This window comes from Pantoea osteomyelitidis (genome assembly GCF_044342975.1).
Taxonomy (GTDB): domain Bacteria; phylum Pseudomonadota; class Gammaproteobacteria; order Enterobacterales; family Enterobacteriaceae; genus Pantoea; species Pantoea osteomyelitidis.
On the sequence record NZ_JBGFSN010000005.1, the window covers coordinates 353,800 to 376,006 of the forward strand.

At 59.0% G+C, this 22,207-nt stretch carries 22 protein-coding genes; 17 read left to right on the top strand and 5 right to left on the bottom strand.

The window, feature by feature from the left end:
* Positions 1–35: 35 nt before the first annotated feature.
* Complete coding sequence (ygfZ, locus tag ABU178_RS15325) at positions 36–1,022, bottom strand: tRNA-modifying protein YgfZ (RefSeq protein ID WP_397216429.1); 987 nt, start codon at positions 1,020–1,022, stop codon at positions 36–38.
* Between the two features lie 227 nt (positions 1,023–1,249).
* Here ygfZ and sdhE point away from each other — a divergent pair, with 227 nt between their 5' ends.
* Complete coding sequence (gene sdhE, locus ABU178_RS15330) at positions 1,250–1,516, top strand: FAD assembly factor SdhE (RefSeq protein ID WP_397216431.1); 267 nt, start codon at positions 1,250–1,252, stop codon at positions 1,514–1,516.
* A gap of 16 nt (positions 1,517–1,532) precedes the next feature.
* On the top strand, positions 1,533–1,907 hold the full coding sequence (locus tag ABU178_RS15335) for a protein YgfX (RefSeq protein ID WP_397216433.1): 375 nt from the start codon (positions 1,533–1,535) through the stop codon (positions 1,905–1,907).
* Here the strand turns inward: ABU178_RS15335 and fldB are convergent.
* Positions 1,899–2,417 (bottom strand): flavodoxin FldB, encoded by a 519-nt coding sequence (fldB, locus tag ABU178_RS15340; RefSeq protein WP_397216686.1) that lies wholly within the window; start codon positions 2,415–2,417, stop codon positions 1,899–1,901. The two genes, ABU178_RS15335 and fldB, sit on opposite strands and share 9 nt — an antisense overlap.
* 102 nt (positions 2,418–2,519) lie before the next feature.
* Between fldB and xerD the strand changes: the two genes are divergently transcribed.
* The 12 genes from xerD (at position 2,520) to ABU178_RS15400 (ending at position 14,058) form a co-directional block, all read left to right on the top strand.
* The gene (xerD, locus tag ABU178_RS15345; protein WP_397216435.1) at positions 2,520–3,413 is read left to right on the top strand and encodes a site-specific tyrosine recombinase XerD; all 894 of its coding nucleotides are present in this window, start codon (positions 2,520–2,522) and stop codon (positions 3,411–3,413) included.
* A 22-nt stretch (positions 3,414–3,435) separates the two neighbouring features.
* Positions 3,436–4,140: a bifunctional protein-disulfide isomerase/oxidoreductase DsbC gene (dsbC, locus tag ABU178_RS15350; protein ID WP_397216437.1), complete on the top strand. Its 705-nt coding sequence runs from the start codon at positions 3,436–3,438 to the stop codon at positions 4,138–4,140.
* Between the two features lie 9 nt (positions 4,141–4,149).
* The gene (gene recJ / locus ABU178_RS15355) at positions 4,150–5,898 is read left to right on the top strand and encodes a single-stranded-DNA-specific exonuclease RecJ (RefSeq protein WP_397216439.1); all 1,749 of its coding nucleotides are present in this window, start codon (positions 4,150–4,152) and stop codon (positions 5,896–5,898) included.
* Between the two features lie 128 nt (positions 5,899–6,026).
* A protein-coding gene (prfB, locus tag ABU178_RS15360; protein ID WP_397216688.1) for a peptide chain release factor 2 occupies positions 6,027–7,125 on the top strand; the annotation gives its coding sequence in 2 pieces (ribosomal slippage) (positions 6,027–6,101 and positions 6,103–7,125; 1,098 coding nt in all).
* Positions 7,126–7,134: 9 nt separating this feature from the next.
* Positions 7,135–8,655: a lysine--tRNA ligase gene (lysS, locus tag ABU178_RS15365; protein WP_397216441.1), complete on the top strand. Its 1,521-nt coding sequence runs from the start codon at positions 7,135–7,137 to the stop codon at positions 8,653–8,655.
* Between the two features lie 179 nt (positions 8,656–8,834).
* Positions 8,835–9,686 (top strand): MurR/RpiR family transcriptional regulator, encoded by an 852-nt coding sequence (locus ABU178_RS15370; RefSeq protein WP_397216443.1) that lies wholly within the window; start codon positions 8,835–8,837, stop codon positions 9,684–9,686.
* Between the two features lie 251 nt (positions 9,687–9,937).
* Entirely contained in the window at positions 9,938–10,774 is an 837-nt protein-coding gene (locus tag ABU178_RS15375; protein WP_397216445.1) for a transporter substrate-binding domain-containing protein, read from the top strand.
* A gap of 3 nt (positions 10,775–10,777) precedes the next feature.
* Complete coding sequence (locus ABU178_RS15380; RefSeq protein ID WP_397216447.1) at positions 10,778–11,392, top strand: DUF1989 domain-containing protein; 615 nt, start codon at positions 10,778–10,780, stop codon at positions 11,390–11,392.
* Between the two features lies 1 nt (position 11,393).
* Positions 11,394–12,041: an urea carboxylase-associated family protein gene (locus ABU178_RS15385; protein ID WP_397216448.1), complete on the top strand. Its 648-nt coding sequence runs from the start codon at positions 11,394–11,396 to the stop codon at positions 12,039–12,041.
* Between the two features lie 7 nt (positions 12,042–12,048).
* Entirely contained in the window at positions 12,049–12,699 is a 651-nt protein-coding gene (locus ABU178_RS15390) for an amino acid ABC transporter permease (protein ID WP_397216690.1), read from the top strand.
* On the top strand, positions 12,699–13,364 hold the full coding sequence (locus ABU178_RS15395) for an amino acid ABC transporter permease (protein ID WP_397216692.1): 666 nt from the start codon (positions 12,699–12,701) through the stop codon (positions 13,362–13,364). The genes ABU178_RS15390 and ABU178_RS15395 overlap by 1 nt, the downstream gene beginning before the upstream one ends.
* 13 nt (positions 13,365–13,377) lie before the next feature.
* Positions 13,378–14,058: a DUF1989 domain-containing protein gene (locus tag ABU178_RS15400; RefSeq protein ID WP_397216450.1), complete on the top strand. Its 681-nt coding sequence runs from the start codon at positions 13,378–13,380 to the stop codon at positions 14,056–14,058.
* A 50-nt stretch (positions 14,059–14,108) separates the two neighbouring features.
* Here ABU178_RS15400 and ABU178_RS15405 read toward each other — a convergent pair whose 3' ends face one another.
* Positions 14,109–16,523 (bottom strand): membrane-bound PQQ-dependent dehydrogenase, glucose/quinate/shikimate family, encoded by a 2,415-nt coding sequence (locus ABU178_RS15405; RefSeq protein WP_397216452.1) that lies wholly within the window; start codon positions 16,521–16,523, stop codon positions 14,109–14,111.
* Between the two features lie 299 nt (positions 16,524–16,822).
* On the opposite strand from ABU178_RS15405, the gene ABU178_RS15410 reads away from it, so the two are divergent.
* Positions 16,823–17,986 carry an MFS transporter gene (locus ABU178_RS15410; protein WP_397216454.1) on the top strand — a complete coding sequence of 388 codons (1,164 nt, stop codon included), beginning with the start codon at positions 16,823–16,825 and terminating at the stop codon, positions 17,984–17,986.
* Here the strand turns inward: ABU178_RS15410 and ABU178_RS15415 are convergent.
* Entirely contained in the window at positions 17,983–18,903 is a 921-nt protein-coding gene (locus ABU178_RS15415) for a LysR family transcriptional regulator (RefSeq protein ID WP_397216456.1), read from the bottom strand. The two genes, ABU178_RS15410 and ABU178_RS15415, sit on opposite strands and share 4 nt — an antisense overlap.
* 106 nt (positions 18,904–19,009) lie before the next feature.
* Between ABU178_RS15415 and lysA the strand changes: the two genes are divergently transcribed.
* Both lysA and ABU178_RS15425 read left to right on the top strand, forming a co-directional pair.
* Complete coding sequence (lysA, locus tag ABU178_RS15420; RefSeq protein WP_397216458.1) at positions 19,010–20,266, top strand: diaminopimelate decarboxylase; 1,257 nt, start codon at positions 19,010–19,012, stop codon at positions 20,264–20,266.
* A gap of 22 nt (positions 20,267–20,288) precedes the next feature.
* Entirely contained in the window at positions 20,289–20,738 is a 450-nt protein-coding gene (locus ABU178_RS15425) for a GNAT family N-acetyltransferase (protein ID WP_397216459.1), read from the top strand.
* A 284-nt stretch (positions 20,739–21,022) separates the two neighbouring features.
* Here ABU178_RS15425 and galR read toward each other — a convergent pair whose 3' ends face one another.
* A complete protein-coding gene (galR, locus tag ABU178_RS15430) occupies positions 21,023–22,024 on the bottom strand; it encodes an HTH-type transcriptional regulator GalR (RefSeq protein ID WP_397216461.1) in 1,002 nt (333 codons plus the stop codon).
* Between the last annotated feature and the right edge of the window lie 183 nt (positions 22,025–22,207).

Below are 22,207 nucleotides of genomic sequence, written 5' to 3' on the forward strand. Positions count from 1 at the left end.
TCAGGCGGGCCGGTATTGCACCGGCCCGCTTTGCTTTACGCCTCGTCCAGCGAATAGGGCAGCGGCTGAAGGGTCAGCTGACCGCCTTCATCGCCTTCTACGCGTAATACGCTCCCCGGCTCCAGATCGTTATTCAGCACCGCCTGCACCCAAACCACGCCGTCATCCAGCTGTACAGCGGCCAGCACGGTACCGGTGCGACGCCATCTCTCGCCCATCTGCAGCTCCAGCGAATCATTTGCCGCCGGCAGATGACTGGCGTTGCCCGCCAGCCACCAGAGCGCGCGCTTGTTGGCGCCGCGATACTTGGCGCGCGCCACCATCTCCTGGCCGGTATAACAGCCTTTCTTAAAGCTAATAGCGTTCAGCGCCTGCAGGTTTGCCGCCTGCGGGATAAACTGCGCGCTGGTCGCGCTGTCAATCACCGGCAGGCCCGCTTCGATATTCAGCGCCAGCCATTGGGTGCTGTCGTTCAGGCTCGCATCGTCCGCCAGCTTCTGCTGCAGCGCCTGCGCCTGTTCCAGCGAGGTCACCAGCAGAAAACGCTCGGCAGGCTGATCAAACCACAGCAGCGTGGTTTCACCCTGCTGCACCACCGGCGTTTCGCTGTCCGGCAGGGTGACAAACAGGTTGGTTAAGGCCGCACGCGCCTGAAAACCAGCCACGCCCAGCAGCACCGCATCGTCATCAGCGGCGATGGTCACTTTAGAAAACACCGCATACTTTTTCAGTTCAGCAATCTGGGTATCACGCAGGCTGCGACGCACCAGATAGGCGTAGCCTTCGCCGCGATGGAACAGGCGCAGGTTGCTCCACATTTTGCCTTTGGCATCACAGTGAGCGGCGGGCAGGTGATGGGATGCGTCCAGCGAGGAGACGTCCAGGGTGATCTGTCCCTGCAGATAGCTAACGCTGTCGGCGCCCTGCACCGAGACCAGCGCCCATTCATCAAGAGAAATCAGCGTTAACGGCAGACGGGCCGAGGCGGCAGGCTGACGTGGCGGTAAAGTAAAAATGGGCATGGAGGTATCCTGATTAGAGAGGTTCATCCGAAACTATGCTTCCAATGTTAAAAGAGCAGTGCGGCTTTGCAACCTGTTTACCGAATCGGCCGCACAAATCGCGTGATAATTCCGCAGGCGGCAGCGCGACGTTGCGTAACATCGCACAGCCCGAACGCAGCGACCTGCAGCCTGAGAAAATCCAGGGTACACTAGCCGCCACTGTATGAATTGTGGAAACCTGACGCATGGATATTCATGACAAACCCCGTATCCACTGGGCCTGCCGTCGCGGCATGCTGGAGCTGGACCTCGCTATCATGCCGTTTTTTGAATATGAATATGACACTCTGAGCGATAACGATAAAAAAGTCTTTATTGCGCTGTTGCAGAGTGACGATCCCGATCTGTTCAACTGGATGATGGATCATGGCGAACCGGCCGATGCCGAGCTGAAACGTATGGTGAAACTGATTCAGCAGCGCAACCGTGAACGTGGTCCGGTGGCGATGTGATCTCAGCCCATCGGCCATGGCGCGCTGGCTTCAGGGCGGACTGCACGGCGCGGTGATTGCCGCGCTGTTGTTTTCCCCCTGGGAAAGCCGCTGGGCATGGGCAAAGTTGCCTTTGTTGCTGATGGTGCTGTGGGAAGCACGGTGCACGGCGCGACGGCTCAGCCTGTGCTGCGGCGAAATCGCTATTGATGAACAGGGAGCGTGGCAGTGGCAAGGCAGACGCTGGCGGCTGAAGCAGCCACTGCGCTGGCTGCCCTTTGCCGTGCTGGTGGTGTTGCGCGGCGAGAAAGCAGAGACGAGGCGTTTCTGGCTGATACAGGACAACATGACGCCCGCCGCCTGGCGCGCGCTGCGCGCCTTGTGGTTTACCCGCCAGGGGCGATCAGAGTAACTCTGCCGTTTCGGTGAGAATCTGCTCGCACCACTGCTCGATGCGCTCGTCGCTCTGCTCAAACTGGTTTACGTCATCCAGCGCCAGACCAACAAACTGCGTGCCGTCGGCGGTAAGCGGTTTCGGGCTGGTAAACTCATAGCCCGCCAGCGGCCAGTAGCCGACAAACTGCACGCCCATCGGCTTCAGCAGATCGTGCAACATGCCCAGCGCATCTAAAAACCATTCGCCGTAGCCGATCTGATCGCCCATACCATACAGCGCCACAATTTTTCCCTGCAAATTCAGACCGGGCAGAAGGGGCCAAATTGCTTCCCAATCCTCCTGCAGCTCACCAAAATCCCAGGTAGGGATACCGAGGATCAGCAGGTCGTACTGCTCCATCAGGGAGGGATCCTCATCTTTCAGATTGTGCAGCGTCACCAGCTCTTCGCCAATGAAGTCACGGATCTTCTCCGCCGCCATTTCGGTATAACAGGTGCTGGAACCGTAAAACAAACCGATTTTCATACAGATAATGCTCAGTTTTTGCTGACTCTGGCGCAATTGTACCAGAAGCAGGCGGATATCAGGCATAATGAGCACGATTTCATAGCGGTCAGCGGGGGAAAAGTGCAAGACAGCGACCTCACAGAACAGTTTCTCGATGCGCTCTGGATCGAGCGTAACCTGGCGCAAAATACGCTCTCTTCATACCGTCAGGATCTGCAACACCTTACCGGCTGGCTTGCTCATCATCAGCTTACGCTGCTTACGGTAAGCGCCATGGATCTGCAGGCCTTTCTGGCGGAGCGGCTCGATGGCGGCTATAAGGCGAGCAGCTCGGCGCGCCTGCTCAGCGCCATGCGGCGGCTTTTCCAGTACTGCTACCGGGAAAAGCTGCGCGCGGACGATCCAAGCGCGCTGCTGGCCGCGCCGAAGCTGCCGCAGCGGTTGCCCAAGGATCTGTCGGAAGCGCAGGTAGATCGTCTGTTGCAGGCGCCCAACGTGGAGATTCCGCTGGAGCTGCGCGATAAGGCGATGCTTGAACTGCTGTACGCCACCGGACTCCGCGTTTCCGAGCTGGTCGGCCTGACCCTGAGCGACATCAGTCTGCGCCAGGGCGTGGTGCGGGTGATCGGCAAGGGCAACAAAGAGCGTCTTGTGCCTTTGGGTGAAGAAGCGGTGCACTGGCTGGAGCAGTATATGGAGTATGGTCGGCCCTGGCTGCTGAACGGGCAAACGCTGGACGTGCTATTCCCCAGCAATCGCGCGCAGCAGATGACGCGGCAAACCTTCTGGCATCGCATCAAACATTATGCCACGCTGGCGGGGATCGACAGCGAGAAGCTCTCGCCGCATGTGCTGCGCCATGCGTTTGCGACCCATTTGCTGAACCACGGCGCCGATCTTCGTGTCGTACAGATGTTGCTGGGACACAGCGATCTCTCAACCACGCAAATTTATACGCACGTCGCCACCGAGCGGCTGCGTCAGTTACATCAACAGCATCATCCGCGCGCCTGAAGCGTGGAAATAAGGAAATCAGATGAAAAAGCATTTTGTGATGATGGCTCTGCTGGCCGGCGCCTTTTCCGGTTTGGTTCACGCCGACGACAGCGCGATTCAGCAATCCCTGAATAAGCTGGGATTGCAGCAGACTGAGATTCAGCCATCACCGCTGCCTGGCATTAAAACCGTGATGACCGAGAGCGGTGTGCTCTACGTCACCGATGACGGTAAGCATATGATTCAGGGGCCGTTGTATGACGTCAGCGGCGCACAGCCGGTCAACGTCACCAACAAGCTGCTGGAGAAGCGCGTGGAAGCGCTGGCACCGCAGATGATCGTCTATAAGGCGCCGAAAGAGCAGCATGTGATTACCATCTTTACCGACATCACCTGCGGCTACTGCCGCAAGCTGCACGAACAGATGGCGGATTACAACGCGCTGGGCATTACCGTGCGCTATCTCGCTTTCCCGCGCGAAGGTCTGCATGGTCAGGTAGAAAGCGCGATGAAATCGATCTGGTGCGCGGCCGATCGCAATAAAGCGTTTGACGAAGCGATGAAGGGCAACGCGCCGGCGGCGGCCTCCTGTGATATCAATCTCGATCAGCATTATAAGCTGGGCGTGCTTTACGGTATTCAGGGAACGCCCGCTATCCTCACTGATAGCGGCATGATGATCCCCGGATATCAGGGACCGCAGGAGCTGAAACAGGTGCTCGACGGGCAAAAACGTGGTGGTTAATTCACAGTGATGAAACAGGTTGAACTGCGTCGGCGCGAAGCGCTGACGACAGACGCATTGCCCCCCGATTTGCATCCGCTGCTGCGTCGGCTCTACAGCCAGCGCGGCGTGCTGGATGCTGCGGAACTGGAACGCGGCGCGAAGCATCTGCTGCCGTATCATACGCTGAGCGGCATCGATAAAGCCGTTGCGCTGCTGCATCAGGCGCTGCGGGATGGCCGCCGCATTATGGTGGTAGGCGATTTTGATGCGGATGGCGCGACCAGCACCGCGCTGACGGTGCTGGCGCTGCGCAGCATGGGCGGCGGCAACATCCAGTATCTGGTGCCGAACCGCTTTGACGACGGCTATGGCCTGAGTCCGGAAGTGGTGGAGCAGGCGCGCGCGCGCGGTGCTGAACTGATCCTGACCGTGGATAACGGCATTTCCTCCCATGCGGGGGTTGTCTGTGCTCATCAGTACAATATTCCCGTGCTGGTCACCGATCACCATCTGCCCGGCGAAACGCTGCCGCAGGCAGACGCCATCGTGAATCCCAACCTCAGCGACTGCGCCTTTCCCTCGCGTACCCTGGCGGGGGTCGGCGTCGCCTTTTATCTGATGCTGGCGCTGCGCGCTCATCTGCGCGAGCAGGGCTGGTTTGCCGAAGGGCGCGAAATGCCCAACCTCGCCGAGCTGCTCGATCTGGTGGCGCTGGGTACCGTGGCGGATGTGGTGCCGCTGGATGCCAATAACCGCATTCTGGTGTGGCAGGGGCTGAGCCGCATTCGCGCCGGGAAGTGTCGTCCCGGCATCCGGGCGCTGCTGGAGATCGCTAACCGCGAGGCGCGTCAATTGGTTGCCAGCGATCTCGGTTTCGCCCTCGGGCCGCGCCTGAACGCCGCCGGTCGGCTGGATGATATGTCAGTTGGCGTCGCGCTGCTGCTCACGGAAGATCAGGCGCAGGCGCGCATGCTGGCCAGCGAGCTGGATGCGCTTAACCAGACGCGCAAAGAGATCGAACAGGGTATGAAAAGCGAGGCGCTGGCGCTCTGCCAGAAGCTGGAAAGTCAGCACAGCGAGCTGCCGCTCGGGCTGGCGTTTTATCATCCCGAATGGCATCAGGGGGTCGTGGGCATTCTCGCCTCGCGCCTGAAAGAGCGTTTTCATCGTCCGGTTATCGCCTTTGCCCCGGCGGGCGACGGCACGCTGAAAGGTTCTGGCCGCTCCATCGCGGGTTTTCATCTGCGTGATGCACTGGAGCGACTGGATACGCTCTGGCCGGGCATGATGCTGAAGTTTGGCGGTCACGCCATGGCGGCCGGCTTGTCGCTTGAGGCGGCGCGCTATGAGGAGTTCCGCCAGCGCTTCGCCGACCTGGTGGGGGAGTGGCTGGATGGCGAAACCCTGCAGGGGGTGATCTGGTCAGACGGCGAGCTGCACCCGATGGAGTTTTCGCTGCAAACCGCCGAGCTGCTGCGCGAGGCGGGGCCGTGGGGACAGGCGTTTCCTGAGCCGGTGTTTGACGGCAAATTCAAACTGTTGCAGCAGCGCCTGGTGGGCGAGCGTCATCTCAAGGTGATGCTGGAGCCGCTGGGCGGCGGGCCGTTGCTGGACGGTATCGCTTTTAACGTTGATACCACGCTCTGGCCCGACAGCAGCGTACGTCAGGTGGAGCTGGCGTATAAGCTGGATATCAACGAGTTTCGCGGCAACCGCAACGTTCAGCTGATTATCGAGCATCTCTGGCCGCTGGAAGGCAAACCGGGCGTTATCTGACCTTTTGCCGCCTCCCTCTTTCCTCGATGGGGAAGGGGGAGAAACGCGTGTTCTTCTACAAACTCAGCGCTATTTCGGTTAAACTGCCGCGTTACACTATCGACATTTCGCCAGAAGAATCTAAAACCATGTTTGAAATTAATCCGGTCAAAAACCGTATTCAGGACCTCACGGAGCGCAGCGACGTTCTTAGGGGGTATCTTTGACTACGATGCCAGGAAAGAACGCCTCGAAGAAGTAAACGCCGAACTGGAGCAGCCTGACGTCTGGAACGAACCAGAACGTGCGCAGGCGCTGGGTAAAGAGCGCGCGTCGCTGGAAGCGATCGTCACTACCCTTAACCAGATGGCGCAGGGCCTGGAAGATGTGCAGGGGCTGCTCGATCTGGCGGTAGAAGCGGACGATGAAGAGACCTTCAACGAAGCCATCGCTGAGCTGGACGTGCTGGATAGCAAGCTCGGCGAGCTGGAATTCCGCCGCATGTTCTCCGGCCAGTACGACAGCGCCGACTGCTATATCGATATCCAGGCCGGTTCCGGCGGCACTGAAGCGCAGGACTGGGCCAGCATGCTGGTGCGTATGTATCTGCGCTGGGCGGAAGCTCGCGGCTTTAAAACCGAAATCATTGAAGAGTCTGAAGGCGAAGTGGCCGGCACCAAATCCGCCACCATCCGCATCGCGGGCGATTACGCCTTTGGCTGGTTGCGTACTGAAACCGGCGTGCATCGCCTGGTGCGCAAAAGCCCGTTTGACTCCGGTGGTCGTCGTCACACCTCTTTCAGCTCCGCATTCGTTTACCCGGAAGTGGAAGATGATATCGATATCGAAATCAACCCGGCGGACCTGCGCATCGACGTTTACCGCGCCTCCGGCGCGGGCGGTCAGCACGTTAACCGTACGGAATCGGCGGTGCGTATTACCCACATTCCTACCGGTACGGTAACCCAGTGTCAGAACGACCGTTCTCAGCATAAGAACAAAGATCAGGCGATGAAGCAGATGAAGGCGAAGCTGTACGAGCTGGAAATGCAGAAGAAAAATGCTGAGAAACAGGCGCTGGAAGATAACAAATCCGATATCGGCTGGGGCAGCCAGATTCGCTCCTACGTGCTGGACGACTCGCGCATCAAAGATCTGCGCACCGGCGTAGAAACCCGCAACACGCAGGCGGTGCTGGATGGCGATATCGACCGATTTATTGAAGCAAGCTTAAAAGCAGGGTTATAAGGAACCGACATGTCTGAACAACAACCGCAGAGCGCTGACGCCGCACTTGAGTTAAACAATGAGCTGAAAGCGCGTCGCGAAAAGCTCAGCGCGCTGCGTGCTAACGGCGTGGCGTTTCCTAACGATTTCCGTCGTGATACCACTTCCGACAAGCTGCACGCCAGCTATGACGAGAAGAGCAATGAAGAGCTGGAAGATCTGGGCGTTGAGGTGAGTGTCGCCGGTCGTATGATGACGCGCCGCATCATGGGCAAAGCCTCGTTCGTCACCTTACAGGATGTCGGCGGTCGTATTCAGCTTTACGTGGCGCGCGACGATCTGGCGGAAGGCGTTTACAACGAGCAGTTCAAAAAGTGGGACCTGGGCGACATCCTTGGCGCACGCGGCAAGCTGTTCAAAACCAAAACCGGCGAGCTGTCGATCCACTGCACCGAGCTGCGCCTGCTGACCAAAGCGCTGCGTCCGCTGCCGGATAAGTTCCACGGTCTGGCGGATCAGGAAACCCGTTATCGCCAGCGTTACCTGGACCTTATCGCCAACGATGAGTCACGCCACACTTTCCTGGTGCGTTCTAAAATCATGGCTGCGATTCGCCAGTTCATGGTGGGACGTGAGTTTATGGAAGTGGAAACCCCGATGATGCAGGTGATTCCGGGCGGCGCTTCCGCGCGTCCCTTTATTACCCATCACAATGCGCTCGACATCGATATGTACCTGCGTATTGCGCCGGAGCTGTATCTGAAGCGTCTGGTGGTGGGCGGTTTCGATCGCGTATTCGAAATCAACCGCAACTTCCGTAACGAAGGCATTTCTCCGCGCCATAACCCTGAGTTCACCATGATGGAACTCTATATGGCCTATGCGGATTACAAAGATCTGATCGAACTCACCGAAAGCCTGTTCCGCACCCTGGCGCAGGACGTGCTGGGCAGCACCGAAGTGGCGTACGGCGAGCAAACCTTCGATTTCGGCAAGCCGTTTGAGAAGCTCACCATGCGTGAAGCGATCAAGAAATACCGTCCGGAAACCGATTTGGCCGATCTCGACGATTTCGACAAAGCGGTAGCGATTGCGCGCGGGCTTGGCATCAAGGTAGAGAAAAGCTGGGGCCTGGGCCGCGTGGTCACGGAGATCTTTGAAGAGACCGCCGAAGCGCACCTGATTCAGCCGACCTTTATCACCGAGTACCCGGCGGAAGTCTCTCCGCTGGCGCGCCGTAATGATGAGAATCCGGAAATCACCGATCGCTTTGAGTTCTTCATCGGCGGCCGTGAAATCGGCAACGGCTTCTCGGAGCTGAACGATGCGGAAGATCAGGCGGATCGTTTCCAGCAGCAGGTGAATGCCAAAGATGCCGGTGACGACGAAGCGATGTTCTACGACGAAGATTACGTCACCGCACTGGAGCACGGCCTGCCGCCGACCGCCGGTCTTGGTATCGGTATCGACCGTCTGGTGATGCTATTCACCAACAGCCACACCATCCGCGACGTTATCCTGTTCCCGGCGCTACGTCCGAGCGGCAAATAATCGCCTGCGCAGGCGCTATATCTACAAGCTGGAGGCCGACTTTGTCGGCCTTTTTTATGCGTCACGATCTGAACAGCCCGGCAACCCGCGCTAAGCGCGCGGTGCCTCTGCCTGAAATTTGAGATGACAAGCGGGCACGCTCTGTGCAGGATGAATTTTTATTTTTCCAGGGAAACGCCATGAGTGCTAAATCGTCGTCGTTAGAGAGCCGTATCCGTCAGCACTGGGATCGGCTCTCCAGCCATGAGCAGCGGCTGGCTGATATCTTGCTGGCCGCGCCGGGTCAGCTGGCGATGAATACCGCCACCGAGTTGGCGCAGAGCGCTGGCGTCTCAAAAGCCACCACCACCCGTTTTTTCCGCCATATCGGCTATGAAAGTTACGATGAGGCGCGACGTCAGGCACGCGAGATGCAGAGCAGCGGATCGCCGCTCTATCTGCAGGCCGCTCCCTCAGCTTCGCCGCTTGATAGCGTCATGCAGCAGCATCTGGAAAGAGAAATCGCCAATCTGGTGAACAGCTATCGCGCCCTTGACGGTCAGCAGCTCACGGCAATGGTCACGGCGATTGCCGGTGCGCGCCGCGTGGTAGTAATGGGCTGGCGTCACAGCCAGACCATTGCCGCGCTGATCTACCGCGACCTGATCCATGTGCATAACGACGTCAGGCTGTTGCCGCGCGCCGGTGATTCGCTGGCGGAACATCTGGCGGCGCTCGGGCCGGAAGACATCGCTATCTGCATCGGCCTGCGGCGACGGATGCCGGCGCTGGAGATGGCGATGACCGCACTGCATGAGCTTGGCGTGCCAATGCTCTATCTCTCCGACGTGCTCTCCGGCAAACCGGCGAAACACGCCAGTTGGGTCATCCGCTGCCACACCGAAGGGAGCCTGATTTTTGACAGCACCGCCTCGCTGTCGGGTATCAGTAATCTGCTCTGTTCTCTGGTGGCGCGTCAGATGGGTAAAGCGGGCAACGATCATCTGGCGACGATTGAATCGGTGCACCAGTGGCTTGAGGAGCTGGAGTAACGCCCCGTTTTGGCGCATCTTGCCTGTTTTTTCTCCCCGTTTCAGTGCAGGCCAACTTAGTGGCTGAAAAGGATTAGGCCAGTCTGTGAAACAGGAGAAAAAATATTTTCAGTGTAAGAAACGTATGTTTCTTACTGATTCTGTAAGCAAAAAACGTTTCTGGTCTCTTCCTGCATGCGGTGAATTGCAAAGCTGGCACAAAAGCTGCTCAGTCATATAAGACATTTCACCAACACCAGGGAAACACCATAATGAAAAAAACAGCACTGCTGATAGCCGCGTTACTGATGAGCGGCACCGTTGCTCAGGCTCAGGCCGATACGCTCTCTGATATCAAAAGCAGCGGCAAAATCACCGTCGGTATCGATCCAACCTTTCCGCCTTACGAGTACACCAACGATAAAGGGGAGATCGTGGGCTACAGCGTGGCCATCATGCAATCCTTCGCTAAAGATCTGGGCGTGAAACTGGAATTTCAGAAAACCGCTTTCAGCGGCATTCTGCCAGGCCTGATCTCCGGCTCGTTTAATGCCGAAGGTTCCTCCCTCAACGTGACTGCCGAACGCGCCAAAAAAGTGTTGTTTACCGTGCCTTACAGCAAAACGGTAAATGGCGTTCTGGTGCGTCAGGATGAAACGAAAAACTTCAGCGGCAAAACGCTGAGCGCGGAGGATCTTTCCGGGCTGCGCGGCGCAGTGAAGAGCACCAGTGTGCCAGAGCAAATACTGAAAGGCCTCAATGAAACCTTGAACAAAGAGGGTAAAAAGCCGATCACCATCGTCAGCGTCGATACCCTTGACCAGACCGTCAGCACCCTGATGACCAAACGCGCCGACTTTGTGGTTGACGACATCTCCGTGCTGGCGCCGGTAGTGAAGAAATATCCAACGAAAGTGGCGCAGGTCGGCGAAGTTGGGCCGTCGCAGTGGATGGCCTGGGCGACGCGCAAAGATGACGCCAGCCTGAACAAAGCGATTAGCGATCATATTCTGGCGATGCAGAAGCAGGGCGAACTCACCGAGCTGCAGAAACAGTACCTGGGCACCTCCTTCACCGTGCCCGCCGCCAACTTTATCCCGCAGGAGTAAGCCATGTGCCAGCCCATGTTGCGCGTCCCGGCAGGCCACGGAAAAACTTTCCGCGTGCGTAAAGGACAATTTATTACCGTAATTGACAGCGAAGGTCAGCAGGCCGCCGATTTTGTCGCGGTCAATGCGGACAACCTCGATGAAAAGCTTTCGCCGGTGCATACGCGTCAGCACCTGCGCTCGCTCTTTTTCAAGCCGGGCGACGCGCTCTGGTCAAGCGAAAACCGCCCGATGCTGCGCATTATCGAAGACAGCATCGGCATTCATGACGCCAACGTACCAGCCTGCGATCGTACACGTTTCAGCGTCGATTTCGGCGTGGAAGGGCACCGTAACTGCGTGGATAACCTGCTGGAAGGCATGCGGGAATATGGCGTGACTTACTTCAGCCTGCCGGAGCCGTTTAACCTGTTTCAGAACGGGCCGGTTACCGCCGATGGCCGCATGGAGGTGACCGATCCCAACAGCAAGGCGGGCGATCGCATCACTTTTGAAGCGCTGTGCGATCTGATTTGCGCTGTCTCCTCCTGCCCGCAGGACATTATTCCCGGCAACGGCCTGCAGGTCACGCCTGTCGACATTCGCATCAGTGATGCGCCAGAACACTCCGGAGTTTGAGATGTTGTTAATGAGAGAAGCATTCAGCGAGCCAACCACGCGCCCGCTGGCAGAGCCGGTGCGAGTTGAGGCGGGGCAGGCAGGATCGATTCGCGTGCTGCGCGGTCAGCTGCTGCGCATCACCGCGCTGGGCGACGGGGCGGTGGCCTCGCTGTTTGGTTTCAGCGTTGCCGATCCGGCAGTCTGGCTGTCGGTACACCATACGCGGGTATTCAGTAATAGCTACCTGCTCGGTTCCGGAATGCGCCTGGTCAACAACCGCCGCCGTCCCATGATGGTGCTGGGGAAAGACAGCGTAAAGCGCCACGACCTGCTGCTGCCCGGCTCCACCCGCGGCTGGCTGGCGGAGCGCGGTTATGAGGGCGAAGGCTGTATGGAAGCGGTGGCGGCAGAACTGACGCGCCTCAACCTGTCAGTGCCGAAACTGCCCGATCCGATCAACCTGTTTATGCATGTGGGCTTAACGCGCGAGGGCGATCTGGTGCCGGATACCAACCTCACCAAAGCGGGCGACAGCATTACCTGCCGCGTGGTGATGGATACGCATTTTATCGTCTCCGCCTGCTGCACCGGCATTGAAGGCAACGATAAACCCGCGCCGCTTGGCCTTTCCGTGGCGGAAAACCTCACGAATTTTACGGCGGAGTAAGCGGATGATGGGGCTGGATGAACAGGTGCAGGCCGCCTTGCCGGAGCTGTGGCACGGGCTGCTGATGACGCTGACGCTTACCCTGCTGGCTGCGCTGCTGAGCCTGCTCATGGGCCAGCTCGGCTGCTATCTACAGCTGCGCCGCAGCCGTCTGCTGCGCGGCCTGGGTCGCTTCTATGTCAGCGTGATGCGCGGGACGCCAGCCATCGTTCAGCTTTTTGTAGTCTTTTTTACTCTGCCGCGCCTCGGTCTCGGCGGTCAGCCGATGCTGGCTGCGGTGCTGGCGATTGGGCTGAACAGCGGCGCCTATGTGGCGGAGATTCTGCGCGTTAATCAGAGCCTGATTACGCGCGGCCAGCGCGAAGCAGCGCGCACGCTGGGCCTGAACCGCTGGCTCACCTGGTGGTACGTGGTCAATCCACAGGTGATGCGCGCCAGCCTGCCGATGCTGGTAAACGAATTCACCATTCTGCTGAAAACCACGCCGCTGGCGTCGGTGGTGGCGCTGACCGAGCTGACCTATGCCGGGCAGATTGTTATCGCCCGGACTTATGAAGCGACGCAGGTGCTGCTGCTGGTTGCGGCGGGCTATCTGCTGATTGCGCTGCCGCTGATTGGCGCGGCGCGCTATCTGGAAGCGAAAAGGAGAACGGCGTGATGGACTGGCAGGCTATCGTGGCCTCACTTCCCGCCCTGGGCGACGGCTTAGCCAACACCCTGCAACTCTGCGCCATCGCCGCGATCTGCGCATTGCTTTGGGGCACGCTGATGGCGGCGGCGCTGATGCGCGCGCCGCGCTTCTGGCAGCGGCTGCTCCAGCTTTACAGCGGCTTAACCCTGGCGCTGCCGCTGCTGGTGGTGATCTATCTGCTCTATTTTGTGCTGCCGGAATATGACATCACCTTCTCTTCGCCGATGGTCGGCATCCTGGCGCTGACCCTCTACTACGCGCCCTATATCGCCCAGGTGATTCGCGCCGCCATCGAAGCGCTGCCGAAAGGGCAGTGGGAAGCCTGCCGCGTGCTGGGGCTGAGCCGCAGCGAGCAGCTGCGCGACGTGGTGCTGCCGCAAACGCTGCCGCAGATGCTCTCGCCGTTAGTGGGTTTATTGATCGGCCTGATCAAAGATTCCGCGCTGCTCTCGGTGGTTTCGGTGCAGGAGTTTATGTACGCCGCCAAACAGGCAATTTCTGATACCTACGCGCCGCTGGAGATCTATCTCACGGTGGCGCTCTGTTACTGGGTTCTGAACAGTTTGATCGACTGGCTGGCCCGCCATATTGAACACCGCATGACGCGCTACCGTCGCGGTTTACAGCATTAACCAGGAGAAGAAAATGAGTGCTGATTTTCAGCAGCGGGAAACCATTATGATCCCGGCGCGCCACGGCAAAGCCGTGCGCCTGGCGAAAGGGGAAGCGGTGCAGGTGATTAACCTGCACGGCACTCAGGTCGTAGATTGTTGGGCTTATAGCGCTGACGACGTTAGCGAATATATGTGTATGGAGGCGACACGCGTCTGGAACCAGCGTCTGAATCCCAAAGTGGGCGACAGCTTTATCACCAGCCAGCGCCACCCGATTCTGACGCTGGTGGCCGATACTTCGCCCGGCGTCCATGACACTTTTATGGCCGCCTGCGACGCGCGTCGCTACGAACTGCTGGGCTGTACCGAGCCGCATCGCAACTGTCACGACAATCTGCATGAAGGGATGGCGGCGCTGGGAGTGGATCTGCCGCACGGTAATCTGGCATCGTTCAATATCTTTATGAATATTCAGGTACAGCCGGACGGCATTACCCTGAAAACGCTGCCGACCGTGACGCGTCCCGGCGACTACATTATTCTGCGTGCCGAGATGGATTGTTTCGTCGCTTTCTCCGCCTGCCCGCAGGATATCGTCAGCATTCAGGGGCAGGGCGATAATACGCCGCGCGATGCCGAACTGCGCATTCTCACCGGCGGCTTTCCGCAAATCACCCTGCAAGGTCCCTGGGTGCCGGAGTCAGTCGCCTGAGGCTGCTTTATCCGCGCAGCGGAAACGATCCCGCTGCGCATCACTCAGCTTTAATCCTGCTGTTTCGGCAAGGCGTAAGCCATAACGGCGTCGCCTGAACGGGTGCCTAACCCCCCGTGACCACCCGCCGCGATCACCACGTACTGACGACCATCGTCACCTACGTAGGTCATCGGCGTCGCCTGACCGCCCGCCGGCAATCGCGCTTTCCACAGCTCATGGCCGGTTTTCTCATCAAAGGCGCGCAGATAATCATCGGCAGTCGCGCCCATGAAAATCAGCCCGCTGGCGGTAATGATATTGCCGCCAATAGAGAACATGCCGGTAGGCAGCGGAACGTTATTGTGGGTACTGAAAATATTCATATCGCGTGTGGTGCCCACCGGGCGCTGCCAGACAATTTTCTTGCTGGCAAGATCGATCGCTACCAGCTTGCCCCATGGCGGCGCGTTACAGGGCGCGCCCAGCACCGACAGCCAGGGTTTCACCACGGCAGCGTAAGGCGTGCCATATTCAGGACCGACAGAAAAGCTTTTTGGCTTGGGATAAGGGCCTTTGCTGTCCCAGCCTTGCCACGGCTTCATTAATCCTTTTTTGATTGCCTCTGCGCTGCGCATCCCTTCCACGGTGAAAGGAATGTAGCTGGTATTGGCGATCAGCAGATGATGGGCAGGATCGATCGACGCGCCGTGCCAGTCCACCACGCCATCAAAGGCGGGATAGGCGATATTGGTATCGAGCGCGGGCGGCGTGTACTGACCCTGATAGCGATATTGGTGGAACTGCACGCGACACATCAGCTGATCAAAGGGCGTGGCGCCCCACATGTCGCGCTCGGTGAGATCGCGTGGCGCCAGCGTCGGCATTCCCTGTGAGTAAGGCTGGGTAGGGGAAAGGTGTTCGCCGGGCAGATGCACCGAAGTCGGCACCGTTTTTTCCGTTACCTGCGCCAGCGGTTGGCCGGTGCGGCGATCCAGCATAAACAGCTGGCCCATTTTGGTGGTCTGCACCAGCGCGGGCAGCGACGAACCGTCTGCCTGGGGCAGATCCACCAGCGAAGGCCCAATCGGCACGTCAAAATCCCAGACATCGTGATGCACCGTCTGGTAATGCCAGCGTTCTTCGCCGGTTTCAATATCGAGCGCCACGATCGAGCTTGAATAGCGATCGTCATAGGCCGGGCGTTGAGCGCCGTAATAATCGGGCGTGGCGTTGCCGAGCGGCAGATAGATCAGCCCGAGCCTGGCGTCGGCGGTATAGGAGCCCCAGGCGTTAGGCGTGCCGCGTGTCCAGGTTTCACCCGGCTGTAGCGGCGCCGTGGGGTTGGTTTTGCCGAGATCCCATGCCCAGGCGAGCTTGCCGCTGACCGGATCGTAGGCGCGCACCACGCCGGAAGGTTCGCCGCGCGTCTGGTTATCATAAACCCAGCCGCCCAGCACCAGCCGATCCTTCATCACCAGCGGTTGCGAGGTGATGAAATGAAAGCCCGCAGGCACCTTGCCCATATTATCGGTCAGGCTGACGATGCCTTTGTTACCAAAGTCGTTACAGAGCTGACCATTATCGGCATTCAGCGCAATCATGCGCGCATCGGCGGTAGTGGTAATGATGCGATGCGGACAGGCCTGAGACTGCGGCGCGTCATAGTAAGCCACGCCGCGGCAGGCGAGATATTCGTTGGCGGAGGTGTTGTTTTTCGGATCGTATTCCCAAATCTTCTTGCCGCTGGTCGCCTCCAGCGCAATCACATGGCGGTGCGGGGTACAGATATAGAGACGATTGCCCACTTTAGTCGGCGTCACCTCGAAGTTGTACTCACGTCCTTTTTCCGTCTCAAACTTTTTCGCCAGATCGCCGGTATGAAATTCCCAGGCGGGCTGTAGCTTGCTGACGTTTTGCGGCGTGATCTGGCTGGCGGGCGAGAAGCGATCGCCTTCCGGCGTGCGGCCATAGTAGCGCCAGTCGCGATCGTTATGATCCGGCGCGGGCGCGCTGGCGGCCGGAAACGGATTATCCTGCACGAAACGCTGTGCGGAGACGCGCCAACCGGTAACGAAAATGCCTGCCAGCACCAGCAGGTAAATCAGGCTGCTGGCGCTGGCGGTACGCCGCGCGCCGCGCGCGCCGCGCGCGCCGAACAGCGGGCGCGTGATCCACGGCAGGCAGCACCAAAGCCCCAGCAGGGCGAAGCCGAACAGTCGCGGCATCAGTTTCCAGCCGTCGAGGCCCACTTCCCACAGCGACCAGATCAACGTGACCACAAAGGCGAACAGATAGAGCCAGAAACCCGCAGGACGGCGCGCGATGATCAGCACGCCACTCAGGGTAAACAGAAGGCCCGCAGGCAGGTAGTAGGGAGATCCGCCGAGAGCCAGCAGCCAACCCCCGAAGATCAGAAAGAACAGGCCGGCCAGGGTCACGACCAGACCCGTGATGCCGGTAAACGAAAAGATGCGGCGCAACATAGTGCAATTCCCTGTATAAAACATCGTCAATGCAAAGAATTGTCAAGTATAGTCAGTTTGCCTGAGCGCAGCGGCGGGTCACAAATCTGGTAACAAACGGCAATGAAATCTGTGCAAAAGATGCCGGGATTATTGCCTGCGCCGCAACATACCCTTGCGAGTCGCGGGGTGTATGCCATGCGGCGGCTATGATTTAATACGCACTGTGACGCAGATCAAATTTTAATAAGCGTCCATTTCACCGTTCTGTGCAAGCAGAACGGCCCGCCTGCATTTTTATCGTATTGGGAGAGTGTGTTATGCCTGTTGCACTACTGGCACTGGCGCTGAGCGCGTTCGCTATCGGCACCACGGAATTTGTCATTATGGGATTGCTGCCAGAAGTGGCGGGCGATCTGCAGGTGTCGATTCCTTCCGCGGGCTGGCTGATCAGCGGTTATGCGCTGGGCGTGGCGATTGGCGCGCCGATCATGGCGCTGCTGACGGCAAAGCTGCCGCGTAAAAAAACCTTAATTCTGCTGATGATCATTTTTATTATCGGCAACGTTCTCTGCGCGCTGGCCTACAGCTACAACCTGCTGATGATGGCGCGCGTGGTGACTGCGCTCTGCCACGGCGCATTCTTTGGTATCGGCGCGGTGGTGGCGGCCAGCCTGGTGGCGCCAGGCCGTCAGGCGTCGGCGGTGGCACTGATGTTCACCGGCCTGACGCTGGCAAACGTGCTGGGCGTGCCGCTCGGCACCTGGTTCGGCCAGCTTTTCGGCTGGCGCGCCACCTTCTGGGGCGTGGCGATCATTGGCGTTCTTGCCTTTATCGCGCTGATCGTCAGTTTGCCGGTCAATAAAGAAGAGAAGCCGGTGCATCTGGCCAGCGAGGTAAGCGCACTGGCGAACGGCAAGCTCTGGCTGTCGCTGCTGATGACGGTATTTTTCGCCGCCGCAATGTTCGCGCTGTTCAGCTACATCGCGCCGCTGCTGTTGCAGGTCACCGGCATCAGCGATCGCGGCGTGAGCTGGACGTTGTTCCTGATTGGCGGCGGCCTGACGGTCGGCAACATTCTCGGCGGCAAGCTGGCGGACTGGAAAGTCTCCTTAAGTCTGATCCTGAGCTTTTCGCTGATTGCGCTGTTCTCGCTGCTGTTCAGCTGGACCAGCCATGCCCTGTGGCTGGCGGAAATCACGCTGTTCCTCTGGGCAATGGCGACCTTCGCGACCGTGCCGGGCCTGCAAATCAATGTGGTGCGCCACGGTAAAGAGGCGCCGAACCTGGTCTCCACCCTGAATATTTCTGCGTTCAACGTCGGCAACGCGCTGGGCGCCTGGATTGGCGGCGCGGTTATCGGTAACGGTTATGGCCTGACCTCGGTGCCGGTTGCGGCGGCGGTGCTGGCGGTTGTCGGCCTGCTTGTCTGCCTGATCACCTTCCGCAATTCCCGTGACCAGGCTGAGGCCGTGCGCGCCTAAGCCAGACGCGCCGCGATGCGCGGGTGGAACTGCGCGGCCTGCTGTTGAAGGTGGGCCACAAAAGCATCCACCAGCGCTGACGCGGGGCGGTGCTGCGGTCGCACCAGGCTGACGGTAAAAGGCACCGCCACGCTGAACCGGCGCATCACTACTCCGCTGTCGACGTAATCAAGCGCCGTCAGCGGGTTTACCACCGAAATTCCCACGCCCGCTTTCACCATCGCACACACCGAAGCCGCGCTGTGCGTCTCCATCACCAGCCGTCTTTCAACCTGCTGCTCATGAAACAGATTGTCCAGCAGCTGCCGGTAGCTGTCGCTGCGCGACAGGCTGACATAGTTCTGCCCATGAAAATCGTGCGGCGTCAGAAAATCGCGCTGGCTGAGGGGATGATTTTCCGGCAGCACGCAAACTTCATCGCAGGTCAGCAGCTCCAGCCGATCGGTTCCGGCAGGGACGTGGCGGGTTTCCGTGAGCCCTAAATCATAACGTTGTGCCGAGAGCCACTCTTCCAGCAGCGGCGATTCCTGCGGAATGATGTTCATGCTGACATCGGGATAGCGCAGCAGAAAAGGCTGGCAGAGCGGTGGCAGCAGCGACTGGGAAAAAACCGGCAGGCAGGCGACGGAAAGTTCCCCCTGACGGAACTGACGCAGCCCGTCGGCGGCATCGATAATACGATCGAGGCCATACCAGGAGCGCTGCACCTCTTCAAACAGGCGCAGCCCCTGTATCGTGGGTTGCAGGCGACCTCGCACCCGCTCAAACAACGCCATACCCAGCTGTTTTTCAAAACGCGCCAGCTCGCGGCTTACCGTGGGCTGCGAGGTATGCAGCAAAGCGGCGGCCTGCGTCAGGCTGCCGCTGGTCATCACCGCATGAAAAATCTCAATTTGTCGCCAGTTTATTTGTGCCATCTGTCACCTCCGCCTATATCATATTTGCATAGCTGGCGCTAAAACAGATATTTTTCAGCATGACCCGACTGTGGCTAAATAACGCTATCGCCACAGGAGAATTGCTATGCCACGCCCATTGAATAATCCCGATACCGCTCTGACCGAACAGAATCTGCTGCCGCTGGCGCGCCGCTACCACGGCCCGTTCTGGGCCTATGACGCCGCCATTATTCAGCAGCGCATCGCCCAGCTGCGCGCCTTTGACGTGGTGCGTTTTGCCCAGAAAGCCTGCTCCAACATTCATATTCTGCGGCTGATGCGTGCGGCAGGCGTAAAGGTGGATTCGGTGTCGCTGGGTGAGATTGAACGCGCGCTGGCCGCAGGCTATCAGGCGGGCGGCGAAGAGATCGTATTTACCGCCGACGTTTTCGACCAGCCGACGCTGGCGCGCGTGGTTGAACTTCAGGTGCCGGTCAATGCCGGTTCGGTGGATATGCTGCACCAGCTGGGCGCGGCCTCGCCGGGTCATGCGGTCTGGCTGCGCGTTAATCCGGGCTTCGGCCACGGCCACAGCCAGAAAACCAATACCGGCGGCGAAAACAGCAAGCACGGCATCTGGCACGACGATTTGCCGCTGGCGCTTGAGGCGATTCAGCAGTACGGCCTGAAGCTGGTTGGAATTCATATGCATATCGGTTCCGGCGTGGATTACGGCCATCTGCAACAGGTTTGCGACGCGATGGTGGATCAGGTGGTGCAGTTCGGCCAGGATCTTACGGCGATCTCTGCCGGTGGCGGTCTGTCGATTCCTTACCGTTATGGCGAGGAGGCGATCGATACCGAACACTATTTTGGCTTGTGGAACGCGGCGCGCGATCGTATCGCGGCGCATCTGGGCCACAGGGTGAAACTGGAGATCGAGCCGGGCCGTTTCCTGGTGGCAGAGGCGGGGGTGCTGGTTTCTCAGGTTCGCGCGGTGAAAGCGATGGGCAGCCGTTACTTTGTGCTGGTCGATGCGGGCTTCAGCGACCTGATGCGCCCGTCGATGTACGGCAGCTATCATCATATTTCCGTGATGGCGGGCGATGGCCGCACGCTGGATGAAACGCAAACCCTGGAAAGCGTGGTTGCCGGCCCGCTGTGCGAATCGGGCGATGTTTTCACCCAGCAGGAGGGCGGCAAGGTGGAGACGCGTGCGCTTCCGGCGGCGCAGGTGGGCGATTATCTGGTGTTCCACGATACCGGCGCTTACGGCGCGTCGATGTCCTCCAACTACAACAGCCGTCCGCTGATCCCGGAAGTGCTGTTTGAAAACGGCCAGCCGCGTGAGATTCGTCGCGCACAGACCATTCAGGAGCTGCTGGCGCTGGAGCTGGGCTGACCACGTTTTCAGGGAGAATAAGATGGAGATTGTGTCGCTGACAGCTGCGCCGCAGCACGCGGAGCAGCTGACCGACTGGCTGTGGCGTGCCTTTGGCTGCGACGGCAGCCGTGATTTTTTCGCCAGCATTATTCAGAGCAGCCTGTCGGGGGCGGAATTTCCCGTCACCTTCGTCGCGCTGGATCAGGGCAGGGCGATCGGCACGGTTGGCTTCTGGCGCTGCGATCTTATCAGCCGTCAGGATCTTTTTCCCTGGCTGGCGGCGCTCTATGTAGATGAATCTGCGCGCGGCACAGGACTCAGCGAAGCGTTGCAGAATCATGTGTTAGCCTGGGCGCACGCGCGCGGCTATTCCGAGCTGTGGCTCTGGTCCACTTTCGGCGGCTACTATGAGCGCTTCGGCTGGCAGTATCGCGGCGATGCGCTGGAGTATCCGGATAAGCCTGTGCGGCTGTATCAGCGGAAGCTGTAGCCGGGCGTGAATCAGGTCACAGGAAAAAGTCGAATATTAAAAAGCGCTAATTAGTTACGCAGGGGGCAATATGACATTAACAAAATTATGTCAGCAGGATGGCATGTTTATGTTGACCCTACCCGATGATATTGTGGCACAAGCAGGTTGGCGCGTCGGCATGAAGCTTGACGTGACGGCGATAGATGACGCCGTCAACATTAAGCCTGTCTGCCGCGTTCCACGAGGCAGAAAAACGGTAGCGCAATTGTTGGCTGGAATTGATCAGGAAGATATAAGTCGCCTTAGCCCGGCCCGCTCACCGAGTGACGACGCACCAGCGTCGGACTAAACATATTCGTCACTTCCGGCAACGGCAGATTGTTCGCCAGCGCCAGCGCCAGTTCCGCCGCCTGCTGCGCCATGGTCACGATGGGATAACGCACCGTGGTCAGACGCGGACGCACGTAGCGCGACACCAGCACATCATCAAAGCCGATCAGCGACATCTCTTCCGGCACGCGCAGGCCGTTGTCGCTTAATACCGCCAGCGCGCCGGCGGCCATAGAATCGTTATAGCAGGCGACGGCGGTAAAGTTCTTGCCGCGCCCCAACAGTTCGGTCATCGCCTGTTCACCGCCTACCTCATCCGGCTCGCCCCAGGCGACCAGCCGGTCATTGCAGGGCAGGCCGTGCTCTTTCAGCGCATCGTAATAGCCCTGCAAACGCTCCTCAGCGTCGGAAATGGTGTGGGTGGAACAGATAAAGGCGATTTGCTGATGGCCGAGCTGGATCAAATGGCGCGTCGCCAGCCATGAGCCGTAACGATCGTCCAGCGCAATGCAGCGCGTCTCAAACCCTTTCAGCAGCCGGTTAAGCAACACCATGCCCGGCATCTGCTTCATCAGCATCTCCAGCTCGGCGTCGGGAATTTTCTTGGCGTGCACCACCAGCGCCGCGCAGCGATGACGCATCAGCTGCTCAATCGCCTGCCGCTCTTTTTGCTCGTTATGGTAACCGTTACCAATCAGCAAAAAGTTGCCGGTCTGGCCTGCGACTTCATCGACCGCTTTTACCATGGCGCCAAAAAAAGGATCGGAAACGTCGCCAACCACCAGCCCTAAGGTTTCAGTGGACTGCTGCGCCAGCGCGCGCGCGTTGGCGTTGGGATGGTATTGCAGCTGCTCCATCGCACTGGCAACTGCCTGACGCGAATTTTCGCTGGCCTTGGGGGAGTTATTGATCACGCGCGACACCGTGGCAACGGAGACGCCCGCCAGTCTGGCAACATCCTTTATGGTAGCCATTCGCTTACCTGCTTCCGGGGAAAACGTTTACACATCCGCCCAGTGTTACGGAAAACAAACAGCACATCAAGCCAACAGAATGTCAGCGGCGTCGCAAAAGCAAGGAAAAATCAGCTGTTATCCCCAGGCGTGCGCCTGATGGCTTCCCCATGTTATGCTGCTATTCCCGTATTTACCTGCCTG